Genomic DNA, 14,178 nt, shown 5'->3' on the forward strand with positions numbered 1-14,178 from the left:
CTCCCACAAAGTGAGTTATGACCTTAACTGTTCGGCATCAGCCTTACAGGGCGCGTTCGTTCGCTTCGCGCTGTTCGCAGGTCATGAAGCCTTTGTTGGTAACACGGCCGTCGCCGTTGAAGCTGACGTGGTAGACCTGTTTGTGGCCATCTTTGGTCATCACGTAGTTATTGCAGGTTCCTGGGCTGACCTTGCGGTCCACTGTGGACGAAGGCTCGCCGCCGATGGTCAGCACTTGCTGTCGAGTCATGCCGTTTTCGACTTGCTTGACCAGTGGCTCGTTGCGATAGGTCACGAAGTCCACCGGATTCTGTACGGTTGCCGTACCGCAACCCGCCAATGTCCCCAATACACAGGTAGCCGCCAGGATTTTCTTGTACATCATTGTCTCTCCGCATGACAGAGCCGGTCTTGGCCCGATGTGCTTTGGAGAGGGGAAGGTGCGTGAGAGTTCGATAATGGATGGCAATAAGGCAGTACACGTGTTTGTCATATATATCTGTCTTGCTGCCAAACACCGCTAAGGTTCTAGCTATTGGCTAACGTCGGAGAGGACACATGGCGCAAGAACAAGCTACGCGATATCCGTTATTGCTGGTGCCCGGTCTCTTGGGGTTTGTGCGTTTGCTGGTTTATCCCTATTGGTTCGGCATCATCAAGGCACTGGAGCGGGGTGGGGCGACGGTGATTCCGGTGATGGTTTCCGGGGTCAACTCAACCGAGATACGGGGAGAGCAACTGCTCAAGATCATTGAGAAGACCGTCCGTGAAACCGGCGCAGCCAAGGTCAACCTGATCGGCCATAGCCAGGGCGCGTTGACTGTTCGTTATGTCGCCGCCAAACGTCCTGAACTGGTGGCCTCGGTGACGTCAGTGGCCGGTCCCAATCAGGGCTCAGAGCTGGCGGATTATCTGGAGCGTACTTTTCCGGTTGGCAGTGCGGGTGGGCGTGTCGTCAATGCGGTGATCGGTTTGCTGTCCTGGACGATCACGACGTTTGAGACCGGGTATCGCGGACCCAAGTTGCCGATGAATATCTCGGCTTCCCACCAGTCGCTGACCACGACCGGGGTTGCGCTGTTTAACAGGCAGTACCCTCAAGGGTTGCCGCAAACCTGGGGTGGGCAAGGCGAGGAACTGGTCAATGGCGTTCGCTATTACTCCTGGTCCGGGATTCTGAAGCCGGGGATTACCAATCGAGGACGTAACCTGATCGACGGGACCAACGTGACCTGTCGTATTTTCGCCCGCACCTTCGTCAAGGAAAAAGGCCAGTGCGACGGCATGGTCGGGCGTTTCAGCTCGCATCTGGGGACTGTGATCGGCGATGACTTCCCGCTCGATCACTTCGATATCGTCAACCAGACCTTTGGCCTTGTGGGCAAGGGCGCGAACCCCGTAAAGCTCTTCCTTGACCATGCGGCACGTCTCAAGGCCGCTGGGCTTTAAGCGGTCTGCCGCATCGGGGTTTTCCAGCGCTCTGCCAGGATGACTCCGCACAAGGTCAATGCTCCACCGGCCAGGTGATAAAGCGCCAGTTGCTCGCCCAGAAAGGCTGCCGCGATCAGGGCAGTCGCAATGGGCATCAGGTTGAAGAACAGCGTTGTGCGGCTTGGTCCCAGACGCATGATGGCGGTCATCCACAACCATGGCGCGAGCATAGAAGTCGGAATGGCCGCATACAGGACCATGGGGATGTTGCTCATGTTCAGGCCTGTCCGGGGCGAGAGAATGAACAGCGGAAACAGCACAATGATCGCAATCAGTATTTGCAGGTACAGCAACTGCAAGGGCGGCAGGCACAACTGCCACTTTTTCAGCAGGGTGCTGTAGACGGCATAGGCTGCTGCCGCGACCAGAACCATCGCATCCCCACGATTGATGCCCTGCTCGATGAGCCCGGTCAGATTGCCGGCCGACACCACCACGACTACACCGGCAAAAGACAATACGGCCCCGAACAAGGCGCCGAAAGTCAGTCGATTACCCAGGCAGGCAATTGAAAGCCCCAGCGCCATCATGGGCACCAGGGATTGAATGATCCCCATGTTGGTGGCCGTGGTCATGCTGGCGGCGAAATACGCCAGGCTCTGGTACACCGCCATGCCCAGCACGCCCAATACGACGATCTTGCCCAGCACCGGTTTGATGAGCGCCCGGTTCTTCCACACCGGTCTGAGCATGAACGGCGTGAACAGGAGGCCTGCCAGTAGCCAGCGATAGAAACCGATCTCGGCGGGGAAGATCACTTCCGATGCAGCCTTGGTAATGACGGTATTGGCTGCCCAGATCAGGATGGTCAGCAGAGGAAATGCGTATTGCATGAGGTAACCGATAAAAAGCGAGAGGTGATTATCCGCCTGACAAGGTGTCTTGGCTCGACATATATCGCAACATCTTTGACTACACTCTTTTGAGACCGCGCTGATCGGTACGGTCGTTCTGGAGAGTTGACCTGATGAAGACGCTCGGTATTTCTTTGTTGCTCGTTAGTCTGATGGTATCCGCCCAAGGCTTTGCTGCCACGGCGCAGCAGAACAAGATGACCTCCTGTAACGCGGATGCCACTGCCAAGTCGCTCAAGGGCGATGAACGTAAGGCATTCATGAGCACATGCCTGAAGGCTGCACCGGCTCCGGCGCAAACCCAGCAGGAAAAAATGAAGACCTGCAATGCGACCGCTACCACTCAAGCTCTCAAGGGCGATGCTCGCAAGAGCTTCATGAGTGATTGTCTCAAGAAGAAATAATTTTCCGGTGATGGGCTCACTGGCCTGAATATTGGCCCAGGTGCGGGAAATAAAGCGCTTGGGCCTGATTCGCACCGCAGCTATTGAGCCGAGGCGCGTGCTATTGCTGTTCTGACCTTCGGATCACTGGTCCTCGGCTCTGAACGCTGGCAGACTGCCGTCTTCTTTGGGCCGCCCGTTGAGGCTTTATGCCAACGTTTTCTTTGCGTCAGGTGTTATTGGCCAGCTGGATTCTGGTTTTTGGCGGTTTGCTGCTGATTTTGCCTTTCAAGCTTTTGCCAAGTCTGTTGGCAGGTCTGCTGGTCTACGAATTGGTCAACATGCTGACCCCAAGGCTGCAACGCCTGATTTCCGGTGAGCGTGCCCGATGGCTTGCCGTGGCCTTGCTGGGGACCATCATTGTCAGTCTGCTGACGCTGATTTTCGCCGGTGCCATCAGTTTTGTATTGCATGAGGCCGAGAATCCCGGCGCGTCACTGGACAAGTTCATGGTTCTGGTGGACCGCGCCCGTGGGCAGTTACCGCCTTTCATTGATGCCTACCTGCCGGCCAGTGCAGCCGAGTTTCAGGTTTCCCTGGGCCAATGGCTGCAAAAGCATATCGGTGAGTTGCAGATGATCGGCAAGGGCGCGGCCCACATGTTCGTGACCATGCTGATCGGCATGGTGCTGGGCGCGATCATCGCCTTGCAGCGAATCTCGGACGTTCATACCCGCAAGCCACTGGCTGCTGCGCTGTTCGACCGGCTGAGCCTGTTGAGCCGTGCGTTCCGCAATATCGTCTTTGCCCAGATCAAGATCTCGCTGCTCAACACCGCCTTTACGTCGGTATTCCTGGCGATTGTCCTGCCGTTGTGGGGCATTCACCTGCCATTGACCAAGACCCTGATCATCATGACCTTCCTGCTCGGCCTGCTGCCGGTAGTGGGTAACCTGATGTCCAACACCCTGATCTTCATCGTCGGCATGTCGGTGTCGATCTGGGTGGCCTTCGCGGCGCTGACCTACCTGATCGTGATCCACAAGGTCGAATACTTCCTCAATGCGCGGATCGTCGGCGGGCAGATCAATGCCAAGTCGTGGGAGCTGCTGCTGGCCATGCTTCTCTTCGAGGCAGCCTTCGGCCTGCCGGGCGTGGTGGCCGGGCCGATCTACTATGCGTATCTCAAGAGCGAGTTGCAGAAGGAAGGGTTGGTGTAGGAGGGGAAGTTTCAAGCTGCAAGCTTTAAGCGGCAAGTAAAAGCACAGCGCGTATACCGTCTGCTTTTTCTTGCAGCTTGAAGCTTAAAACTTGCAGCTCACTTTTTACCCATACCTTTTCTTCGCTTCGATCGCCAGGCCGCTACCAATACTGCCGAAGATATTGCCTTCCACATGGCGGGCATTGGGCAGCATTGCAGACACGCTGTTGCGCAGGGCCGGAATGCCGCTTGAACCACCGGTGAAGAACACCGTGTTCACTTGCTCGACACCCACGCCTGCATCGCTCAACAGTTTGCTCACGCTGTCACGCACGCGCTCAAGCTGGGCATCGATGGCTGACTCGAACATTGCCCGGCTCAAATCCACGCTCAGGCCGCTTTCGATACGATCCATGGGCACATGGCGGCTTTCGGCGTTGGTCAGCTGGATCTTGGTTTCTTCCACTTCCATTGCCAGCCAGTGCCCGGCGCGTTGCTCGATCAGTTTGAACAGGCGGTCGATACCACCGGTATCTTCGATGTCGTAGCGCATGCTGCCCAGCGCCAACTGGGATTTCTGCGAGTACACGGCGTTGATGGTGTGCCAGGTCGCCAGGTTCATGTGATGACTGGTAGGCATGTAGGCACCGCTTTTCATGCGGCTGCCATAACCGAACAGCGGCATCACGCCTTGCAGGCTCAGTTGTTTGTCGAAGTCGGTCCCGCCGATATGCACGCCGCCCGTGGCCAGGATGTCTTCATGACGGTCGTTGTGGGTACGTCGCTCCGGTGACAGGCGCACCAACGAGAAGTCCGAAGTACCACCGCCGATGTCGACGATCAGCACCAGCTCTTCGCTATTGATGCTCGACTCATAGTCGAAGGCTGCGGCGATGGGTTCGTACTGGAATGACACGTCCTTGAAGCCGATCTTGCGAGCGACTTCGGCCAGGGTGTCTTCGGCTTCCTGGTCCGCTTGCGCGTCGTCATCGACGAAATGCACAGGACGGCCCAGCACAACCTGCTCGAACTCCCGGCCAGCGGTGCGCTCTGCACGCTTTTTCAGCTCGCCGATGAACAGCCCCAGCAAATCCTTGAATGGCATGGCCGTGCCCAGCACGCTGGTGTCGTGTTTGATCAGCTTGGAACCCAGCAGGCTCTTGAGCGAGCGCATCAGGCGGCCTTCGTAGCCTTCCAGATACTCGTGCAGCGCCAGGCGGCCATACACCGGGCGGCGCTCTTCCATGTTGAAGAACACCACTGACGGCAGAGTGATCTTGTCGTCCTCCAGCGCAATCAACGATTCCACGCCTGGTCTTTGCCAGCCGACAGTGGAGTTGGACGTGCCGAAATCGATGCCGCAGGCACGGGCCGGGGATTGGTCATTCATGTCTTTTACGTTCCAGTCAAAAAACGGCCGCGCAGTGTATGTCAGTGCATCGTGATTGCGTAGTGCTGTCAGGCGAATGGAGTTACAGCATTTTACGTGACATGATCCCGCCGCCCTCTGGTTTCTGCATGGTTTGTGGTTGAGGCCCAGGCTCTCGTTTTCAATAAGGAAGTTGAATGCCCGTACTCAAGGGAACCCTCCCGTTTTACCTTTCCGTCGGCTTTTTGCAGGCCGTCGTGATGGTGTTCTCCTGGGAGTTCGAAAGGAATTCTGTTGTCGTGGCTGCTCTGGTTTTCGGGGTCAACCTGCAATTGCTGGGTAACCATTTCAGGCAGCGTGGTGCCTGGATCGGGGCCGGGTTGCTGGCTTTGATACTGGCCGCCATTACTGAATGGGCCATGCACAGGTCGTTGAGATCCTGGGACGAGCACTGGATCTTTGGCTCACTTATCGTGGGTTATATCTGTTCGGCCTTCATCCTCAGCTGGCCATCAGGCGAGAGGCTACGGCTGCCTTATCGGGTGCTGTTTCAGCACGCCTGGAACAGTGGCCTCATCCTGCTGCTGGCTCTGTTGCTGACAGGACTGTTCTGGTCACTGTTGCAGCTATGCGCGAGTCTGTTCCAGATGATTGGCATCGGCGCACTCAAAGAGGTGATCAAGACCCGGAACTTCAATATTGTCAGTCTGTGCATGGTGTTCTCCTTGGGCATACGCATAGGGCGTGAGAACGACAAAGTCATCAGCATGCTGCGGGGTGTTCTGCTGAGTCTGTGCCGTTTTCTGGCACCGCTGACGGCGTTGATCGTGGTGTTTTTCTCTCTGGCACTGCCGTTTACCGGGCTGCAGTCAATCTGGGAGACTGGCCGCGCCACTACGATCCTGCTGTCTCTGGTGGCTGCGAATCTGTTTCTGGTCAACGGCGTGTTTCAGGATGGCAGCCAGCCACAGGCTTATCCACAGGGGCTCAAGTGGATGATAAACGCCAGCCTGCTGCTATTGCCGGTGCTGGCAGTGTTGGCGGCTTATTCAACCTGGCTGCGTATCGAGCAATACGGGCTGTCTCCATCGCGCATCATCGGTCTGTTGTCAGTGGTGATCGCCGTTCTATACAGTCTGGCTGCGCTGTGGGCGGTCTTGAGATCAGGCGCTGACTGGCTGGGCAATCTACGAGCAACCAATCCCTGGCTGGCCTTGCTGGTGTGCGTAGTGGTGGTTTCGACTCACACGCCTTGGTGGAACCCGGAAGAGTTGAGCGCTCGTAATCAGATACAACGGTTGATGGATGGAACGACATCGCCTGCCATTTTCGATGCCTATTCCCTGCGCAACTCTTTGGGTAAACCGGGGCTGCGGGCATTTAACCGTCTGATGGCGGACCTGGACCAGCTCCCGCAGAACATGGACGCCAATGCCCGTGAAGTCCTCAAGACGCGGATGTATGACGCATTGGAAACCTCTACGAAACGCTACAGGGCGATCCCTGTACCAGATCAGAACCGGATCTGGATCGGCGAGCCAGTGGATGGTCATGAACAATTCGCCAATCCCAAGCTGGGGAGTCTCAACTGCAATAAGTTGCAATGCGTTATGTGGGTTATCGATCTGGATGGTGACGGTCAGAACGAAGTGGTGCAGTTTTTTGCTTCGACTCAGGCGTGGATGTATATCTTCAAACGCAATGCAGACGGCCAGTGGGAAGAGATCGGGAGAATGGATGGCTCGTTTCATACCGGCAAGGAGCTGGCCGATATGATCCGGGCGGGTAAGGTAAGGCTCGTCGAGCCGCGTTATCGAAATCTGGATATCGACGGGCAGTTGTATACCCCGAATATAGAGAGAGATCACACGTCAGCCCATCAATAGGCTATGGCGTTGTCATCCATTGCGACCGTTTACGGATACACTCTGCGACTTGAGTTTTCCAGGCACCGCCCCATGACAGGGTAGATAGTTACGTATGGTGCGGCTGGGCATATTGGGGATGGGTGATCGTTAGATGGATTTCAAAGATTATTACAAGATTCTCGGTGTTGAGCCGACGGTCGACGACAAGGCGCTCAAGGCGGCCTATCGCAAGCTTGCGCGCAAGTATCATCCGGACGTCAGCAGAGAAGCCGGCGCGGAAGACAAGTTCAAGGAAGCGTCCGAGGCTTATGAAGTCCTGAGCAGCCCGGACAAGCGTGCCGAGTATGACGAGCTGCGCAAGTACGGGCGTCAGGGGCGGCCTTTCCAGCCGCCACCCGGCTGGCAGAGCCGTGCGGGTGCGGGCGGCGGTGGTTTTGGTGGGGATATCACGGACTTCTCCGAGTTCTTCAGTTCGATCTTCGGTGGTCGGGCTCAGCAGCAGGGCGGTCGTACCCGTAACCAGGGCCGCAAGGGGCAGGATGTGGAAATGGAACTGGCGATCTTCCTGGAAGAAACCCTGTCGGGTGAGTCCAAGCAGGTCAGTTTCAAGGTTCCGCAGCACAGCCCCAACGGGCAACGCATGGCTGACGTCACCAAGACCCTGAACGTGAAGATTCCTGCCGGGGTCGTGGATGGCGAGCGTATCCGCCTCAAGGGCCAGGGCGCGCCGGGTGTTGCAGGTGGCGAGAATGGCGATCTGTACCTGATCATCCGCCTGGCACCGCATCCGATGTTCGAGGTCGAGAATCATGACCTGATCATCACCGTGCCACTGGCTCCATGGGAGGCTGCGTTGGGTGCCAAGGTCGCTGTGCCGACCCTGACCGGCAAGATCAACCTGACCATTCGTCCGGAAAGCCAGAACGGTCAGCGTCTGCGTATCAAGGGCAATGGCTTGCTGGACAAGAAAGGCGAGCGTGGCGACCTGTACGCTCAGCTCAAGATCGTCATGCCCAGAACGATCGATGATGCCACCAAGACCCTCTGGCAAAAGCTGGCTGACAAGTCTGCCTTTGATCCACGGAGCCAGTGGGGTAATTGAGCCATGAGTCAGGTGGTCGACAGACCGGCCACCTGCAGGTTCAAGCCGTGCGCGGCAGGACCACGGTAAACGTGGTTCCATCGCCGATGGTCGATGTCACCGTAATGCTGCCGGCATGGGCATTGACCACTTCCTTGACGATGAACAAGCCCAGACCAAGGCTGGTCGATGGGTTGTGGGTTTCGGCGTCAGGGTTCACGCTGCGTACCATCGGGTCGAAAATCGTGCCGATGGCGTCCTCCGCAATGGGCTCGCCATCGTTGTGGACGATCAGTTCCACATTGTCCTCCCAGCCAGTGACCTTGACGCTGACTTCGTTGCTCGAGGTGCCGTGCTGCAACGCATTGCCGATCAGGTTCTGTAGCAGTTGGCCAATCCTGGCGCTGTCCCACTCGCCTCGGGTATTGCCCGCCACTTTCAGGGTCGGTGTGCTGGCTGGCTGACCGGCACAGGCTTCTTCGATGGCTTCGCGGCATGCAGCGGCCAGGTCCATGGGCTTGCGCTCCACCGGCAGGCTGGCGCCGAGTCGGCTGCGCACGAATTCCAGCAGGTCCCCGACCATGGCGCCCATGTGCCGAGTGCTGCTTTTGATCTGGGAAATATAGGAGAGCGTCTTTTCATTCTGCTCTGTCTTGCGCATCAACATGTCTGTAGACATGCTCACGGCCTGTAACGGCGCACGCAGGTCATGGCCGAGAATGGCCAGAAACATATCCCGCGAGCGGGTTACCTGCTCGACGTACGCAGCGGTGGATTCGGCCAGTGCTTCGTCGATGACTTCGTTGAAGCTGATCATGTCCTCAAAAGAGGCTTGTGCCGGTGTCTCCAGGCTTTCGGTCCACAAGCGAGTGACGCTGGAGCGCAAATGGCGAAACTCGGAAGTCATCTGCACCAGATCGAAGCCCACGGTATGCCGAAGCTCGCCATGGCTGGCGGCTGCTTCATCCAGGTTCAGTACAGTGCCCGGAACTCTGGCGGCCTGTTTGCTCCTGGCAGCATCCATGTCCCGTGCAGCGGCCAGCAGAATCGACTTGGCATGGTCGCGCAGTTCGACACGGCTCATGGAGTCAGCCGCAGGAGTCAGGGTCTTGGCGAAGTCTTCCCATTCATCGACGATGCGATCCACATGAGCGACGATGAATTCGGATAGGCGCATTGCCGGTTACCTTGCTTCGGGGTAATGAGGAGGTGTCGGGCATATTATCGTCTTTGCTTTGTCCGACAAACAGCCGTTTGACGTTATTTGTCTCTTAAGTCAACTTTTTGAGAGTCACTTCAATATGTTGAAAGTGACCGGCTTGATCGCAAAGGGCGAGTATAGGCTTCCGATAGCCTACCCCGGCGCGGCTGAAAACCCAAAGGGCCTTCCCGCAGGAAGGCCCTCGTCGGGTCAGAACAGGAAATACCGCTGCGCCATCGGCAGCACATCCGCCGGTTCACACCACAGCAATACGCCGTCGGCCTTGACCTGATAGGTTTGTGGATCGACATCGATGTCGGGCAGGTAGTCGTTGTGAATCAGGTCTTTCTTCTGAACGCTGCGGCAACCCTTGACCACACCAATCTGTTTCTTCAGGCCCAGGGCTTCTGGCACGCCGGCGTCGAACGCTGCCTGGCTGATGAAGGTCAGGCTGGTGGCGTGCAATGAGCTGCCATAGCTGGCAAACATTGGGCGGTAATGCACGGGTTGCGGTGTCGGAATAGAGGCGTTGGCGTCGCCCATCAGGCTGGCCGCGATGGCACCGCCCTTGAGGATCAGCGTCGGTTTCACGCCAAAGAACGCCGGACGCCACAGCACCAGATCCGCCCATTTGCCCACTTCGATGGAGCCCACTTCATGGCTGATGCCATGGGTGATTGCCGGGTTGATGGTGTATTTGGCGATGTAGCGCTTGGCGCGGAAGTTGTCGTTGCCTGGACCATCCCCAGGTAGTGGGCCGCGCTGTTTCTTCATCTTGTCGGCGGTCTGCCAGGTGCGCATGATCACTTCACCGACACGGCCCATGGCCTGGCTGTCGGAACTGAGCATCGAGAACGCACCCAGGTCGTGAAGGATGTCTTCGGCGGCAATGGTTTCCCGGCGGATGCGGCTTTCGGCGAAGGCCACGTCTTCGGCAATGCTTGGGTCCAGGTGATGGCAGACCATCAACATGTCCAGGTGCTCGTCGATGGTGTTGCGGGTGAACGGCCGTGTCGGGTTGGTGGAGCTTGGCAGGACGTTGGGCGAGCCGCAGGCCTTGATGATGTCCGGCGCATGGCCGCCACCGGCACCTTCTGTGTGATAGGTGTGGATGGTGCGGTTCTTGAACGCTCCCAGTGTGGTTTCGACGAAACCTGATTCGTTGAGCGTGTCGGTGTGAATCGCGACCTGCACATCGTATTCGTCGGCCACGCTCAGGCAGTTGTCGATGGCTGCGGGCGTGGTGCCCCAGTCTTCGTGCAGCTTCAGGCCGATGGCCCCGGCCTTGACCTGTTCGATCAACGGGCCGGGAACGCTGACGTTGCCTTTGCCGGTCAGGCCAATGTTCATCGGGAACGAGTCGGCGGCCTGGAGCATGCGCGCCATATGCCACGGGCCGGGTGTGACGGTGGTGGCATTGGTGCCGGTGGCCGGGCCGGTGCCGCCGCCGATCATGGTGGTCACGCCACTCATCAACGCTTCTTCGATCTGCTGCGGGCAGATGAAGTGAATGTGCGTATCGACGCCGCCAGCGGTCAGGATCATGCCTTCACCGGCAATCACCTCGGTCGCCGCGCCCACGGCAATGGTCACGTCCGGCTGAATATCCGGGTTGCCCGCCTTGCCGATGGCGGCGATGCGGCCATTCTTGAGCCCGACGTCAGCCTTGACGATGCCCCAGTGATCGATGATCAGGGCGTTGGTGATCAGCGTGTCCACCACTTCAGCGGCCAGCAACTGGCCCTGGCCCATGCCGTCACGAATGACCTTGCCACCGCCGAATTTCACTTCCTCACCGTAGGTGGTGAAGTCCTTTTCGACCTCGATCCACAGCTCGGTATCGGCCAGGCGAACCTTGTCGCCAACGGTGGGGCCGAACATGTCGGCGTAGGCTTGTCGGCTTATTTTCATCTTTCGGGTCTCGGGGTTGGAGCTGCAAGCTTCAAGCTGCGAGCTATAAGTTGTTCGATGCCGGACTGCTTTTATCTTGCAGCTTGAAGCTTGCAGCTAGTGCTGGCCTCTTCGCCAACGAGTTGGCTCCTACATGGAATCCGTTTCTGGGTGAAAGCGTTATTTCAATCCAGGTCTCCCATAACGCGACCCGCAAACCCGAAAACCCGCCTCAATCCAGCCAGGTCCACCAGTTCTACTTCCCGGGCCTGGCCCGGCTCGAAGCGTACGGCGGTGCCGGCCGGGATGTTCAGGCGCATGCCTCGGCTGGCGGCACGGTCGAAGGTCAGGGCGTCGTTGGTCTCGAAGAAATGAAAGTGCGAGCCGACCTGGATCGGGCGGTCGCCACTGTTGGCGACGGTCAGGCTGATGGTGCGGCGTCCGGCGTTGAGTTCGATGTCGCCGGGCTGAATCTGGTATTGGCCAGGGATCATGTCTGTTGCCCCAAGGTTTTGAAATAAATGGCGGTTGGCATGTAGCGGCCATCCGGTGTGGCGCAGTAATCCGGCAGTTCGCCGACACGGGTGTAGGCGAGGGCGCGGTAGAAGGCTTCCGCAGGCGAGCCTGCCTCCGTGTCCAGATGCAACAGGCCGCGCTTGTGCTGGACGGCGGCATGCTCGACGGCCTCCATCAACTGTGTGCCCAGGCCGCGACCTCTGGCTTGTTGCAGCACCATGAGTTTTTGCACTTCAGCGCGATTGAGCCCGTTGGGCTTCTGGCACAGCGACAATTGCGCGCTGGCCAGCACCTGTTCTTCCTGGACCACCACCCACAACAGCAGGTTGCCGCTGGAGATATCCGTTTTCAGGCCATCGCACCAGGCAAGGGCCTGCACTGTATCCAGGTCGGCCATGAATCCTACCGAAGCACCGTGGCGTACAGCATCGAGCAACAGCTCGGCCAGCCCGTGGCGGTAGTGCGCAAAGCTGTCAGCGTTTACACGACGTAACTGTGCAGGATTCATGGAGGATGCCCTAGTGAGGTTGTGGAGCCTGGGAGGCCGGTGCCTGTGCGCCGGGCGACAGATTCAGTTGCATGAAAGTCAGATCCAGCCAGCGCCCGAACTTGGTACCGACCTGAGGCATTTGCCCGGTGGTCTTGAAGCCCAGGCGTTCATGCAGAGCGATGGAGGCCGCGTTACCGCTTTCGATGGCCGCCACCATGATGTGCTTGTCGCAAAGGCGGGCGCGTTCTATCAGCGCGGCCATCAACTTTGGCCCCAGCCCCTTGCCGCGCTGATCGGCGCGTATATAGACCGAATGCTCGACCGTATGCCGAAAGCCCTCGAAAGGGCGCCAGTCGCCGAATGACGAGTAGCCCAGTACTTCACCCGCATCGTCGACAGCGATCAGGATCGGATAGGCCTGTGTCTGGCGCGCCTCGAACCAGGCCTGACGATTGGCCAGGTCTACGGGCTGTTCGTTCCATATCGCCGTGGTGTTGAGCACCGCGTCGTTGTAGATGGCGAGAATGCCCGGCAGATCGGCTGGCAGTGCATCGCGAATCAGGTCGTTCATAAGTCTCTTGGCTCAGGCAATCGGTTGATGCACGGTGACCAGCTTGGTGCCGTCCGGGAAGGTGGCTTCCACCTGGATCTCGGGGATCATTTCCGGGATGCCTTCCATCACTTGGTCGCGGCTCAGCAGCGTGGTGCCGTAATGCATCAGCTCAGCCACAGTCTGCCCGTCACGGGCACCTTCCAGCAGGGCTGCGGAGATATAGGCCATGGCTTCCGGGTAGTTGAGCTTCACTCCGCGAGCCAGACGGCGTTCGGCAACCAGGCCAGCGGTGAAAATCAGCAGTTTGTCTTTTTCGCGTGGACTCAGATCCATGGTGTATTCCGTTTCTTAAAGTTCTGGTGTGGAAGCGAATCGGGCGGCGCTCTGCTCATTCGCGAACAAACCCCACCGCAAAATCATGTGTTCCATATTCTGGGGGTGACCGCCTCGCGGCCCAACAAGGCCGGGCGCAGCAGTTTCCATAGTTCGATCAGCCAGGCCCGAGCATGCAGGGCTTCATCCGCCAGACAGCGGGCAACCACCAGACCCGGCAATTGAGTCAGGTCGCCGCGTACCGGATTGGGCAGCGAGAGCGAGCGGCAGGTTTCGAGCAGATCACTGTTTATTTCTCCGGTGATCAGCAGGGTTGCGAATACTGTTCTGCCGTCCAGGCCGATGGGCGAATCCAGCAAACCGTCGCCTCCGACAATGCGCTGCCGCTCATGCCATAGCAACTGGCCGTCGCGACGGATATCCAGATGAGACTGAAAATGCCCCTGCTCGAAACGCTCGCCACTGGCCGGACGTCCCAGCGCCACCACGTCCCAGTAACACAGCCTGGCATCGCCCTGAAGTTCGATACGGGTGGTCAGTTCGGCCTGGGCCTTGCTGAACACGATGGTTTCCTGCGGCAGCCACTCCAGCGTCGCGCCGGGTTCTATGCGCAGGTCCAGTTGCTGATAGGCCGGGCTCGCGGCGCGATACCATTTGGCTGCGCCGGGGCTGGTCAGTTGCGCCCAGGCCTGGGGGCCGACAGTGGCCGAGATATCCAGCCGGTCACCGCCCGCAATCCCGCCAGGCGGGTGAACAATGATGTGCTGGCAGACTTGCGGACCTTCGGCATACAGATGTTTCTGTACTCGCAGCGGTCCTTTATGGCGTCGCTGGATCGGCCGCGTGCAGTCGTCGAAACGTCCATAACCCAGTTCCAGCTCGGCGTGCCAGCTGGGGGTGAACAGGGCGGTGTGGGCAGGCAGATTCATGGTGTCTTCATTGCTTTGT

General features: G+C 58.4%; 15 protein-coding genes. 5 read left to right on the top strand and 10 right to left on the bottom strand.

Going from position 1 to position 14,178, the window contains the following annotated elements; translation table 11 throughout:
• Positions 1-43 precede the first annotated feature (43 nt).
• The gene (gene osmE, locus ACODS3_RS21830; protein WP_201005192.1) at positions 44-382 is read right to left on the bottom strand and encodes an osmotically-inducible lipoprotein OsmE; all 339 of its coding nucleotides are present in this window, start codon (positions 380-382) and stop codon (positions 44-46) included.
• 176 nt (positions 383-558) lie between these two features.
• Here osmE and ACODS3_RS21835 point away from each other — a divergent pair, with 176 nt between their 5' ends.
• Positions 559-1,449, top strand: a complete 891-nt coding sequence (locus ACODS3_RS21835) for an alpha/beta hydrolase (protein WP_304574761.1) — start codon at positions 559-561, stop codon at positions 1,447-1,449.
• Here ACODS3_RS21835 and ACODS3_RS21840 read toward each other — a convergent pair.
• On the bottom strand, positions 1,446-2,324 hold the full coding sequence (locus ACODS3_RS21840; protein ID WP_201020324.1) for a DMT family transporter: 879 nt from the start codon (positions 2,322-2,324) through the stop codon (positions 1,446-1,448). The two genes, ACODS3_RS21835 and ACODS3_RS21840, sit on opposite strands and share 4 nt — an antisense overlap.
• A gap of 134 nt (positions 2,325-2,458) precedes the next feature.
• Here ACODS3_RS21840 and ACODS3_RS21845 point away from each other — a divergent pair, with 134 nt between their 5' ends.
• Together ACODS3_RS21845 and ACODS3_RS21850 are read left to right on the top strand one after the other, a co-directional pair.
• Entirely contained in the window at positions 2,459-2,749 is a 291-nt protein-coding gene (locus ACODS3_RS21845; protein ID WP_489036219.1) for a PsiF family protein, read from the top strand.
• A 188-nt stretch (positions 2,750-2,937) separates the two neighbouring features.
• Complete coding sequence (locus ACODS3_RS21850; RefSeq protein WP_201020325.1) at positions 2,938-3,948, top strand: AI-2E family transporter; 1,011 nt, start codon at positions 2,938-2,940, stop codon at positions 3,946-3,948.
• 105 nt (positions 3,949-4,053) lie between these two features.
• Here ACODS3_RS21850 and ACODS3_RS21855 read toward each other — a convergent pair whose 3' ends face one another.
• Positions 4,054-5,319: an Hsp70 family protein gene (locus ACODS3_RS21855; RefSeq protein ID WP_201020326.1), complete on the bottom strand. Its 1,266-nt coding sequence runs from the start codon at positions 5,317-5,319 to the stop codon at positions 4,054-4,056.
• Between the two features lie 176 nt (positions 5,320-5,495).
• On the opposite strand from ACODS3_RS21855, the gene ACODS3_RS21860 reads away from it, so the two are divergent.
• Complete coding sequence (locus ACODS3_RS21860; RefSeq protein WP_489036222.1) at positions 5,496-7,184, top strand: DUF4153 domain-containing protein; 1,689 nt, start codon at positions 5,496-5,498, stop codon at positions 7,182-7,184.
• A 133-nt stretch (positions 7,185-7,317) separates the two neighbouring features.
• Complete coding sequence (gene cbpA, locus ACODS3_RS21865) at positions 7,318-8,268, top strand: curved DNA-binding protein (RefSeq protein ID WP_489036224.1); 951 nt, start codon at positions 7,318-7,320, stop codon at positions 8,266-8,268.
• Positions 8,269-8,308: 40 nt separating this feature from the next.
• On the opposite strand, the gene ACODS3_RS21870 is transcribed toward cbpA, so the two are convergent.
• From ACODS3_RS21870 to ACODS3_RS21900, 7 genes are all read right to left on the bottom strand, one after another.
• A complete protein-coding gene (locus tag ACODS3_RS21870) occupies positions 8,309-9,424 on the bottom strand; it encodes a sensor histidine kinase (protein ID WP_201020329.1) in 1,116 nt (371 codons plus the stop codon).
• A gap of 234 nt (positions 9,425-9,658) precedes the next feature.
• A complete protein-coding gene (gene ureC / locus ACODS3_RS21875; RefSeq protein WP_201005064.1) occupies positions 9,659-11,359 on the bottom strand; it encodes an urease subunit alpha in 1,701 nt (566 codons plus the stop codon).
• Between the two features lie 164 nt (positions 11,360-11,523).
• On the bottom strand, positions 11,524-11,832 hold the full coding sequence (locus ACODS3_RS21880) for an urease subunit beta (protein WP_201005062.1): 309 nt from the start codon (positions 11,830-11,832) through the stop codon (positions 11,524-11,526).
• Entirely contained in the window at positions 11,829-12,362 is a 534-nt protein-coding gene (locus ACODS3_RS21885; protein ID WP_201020330.1) for a GNAT family N-acetyltransferase, read from the bottom strand. Before ACODS3_RS21885 ends, ACODS3_RS21880 begins: the two co-directional genes overlap by 4 nt.
• Positions 12,363-12,372: 10 nt before the next feature.
• Complete coding sequence (locus ACODS3_RS21890; protein ID WP_201005057.1) at positions 12,373-12,915, bottom strand: GNAT family N-acetyltransferase; 543 nt, start codon at positions 12,913-12,915, stop codon at positions 12,373-12,375.
• 12 nt (positions 12,916-12,927) lie between these two features.
• The gene (ureA, locus tag ACODS3_RS21895; protein ID WP_201005056.1) at positions 12,928-13,230 is read right to left on the bottom strand and encodes an urease subunit gamma; all 303 of its coding nucleotides are present in this window, start codon (positions 13,228-13,230) and stop codon (positions 12,928-12,930) included.
• An 83-nt stretch (positions 13,231-13,313) separates the two neighbouring features.
• A complete protein-coding gene (locus tag ACODS3_RS21900) occupies positions 13,314-14,159 on the bottom strand; it encodes an urease accessory protein UreD (RefSeq protein WP_489036228.1) in 846 nt (281 codons plus the stop codon).
• Positions 14,160-14,178 lie beyond the last annotated feature (19 nt).

The organism is Pseudomonas sp. FG43 (genome assembly GCF_057809175.1).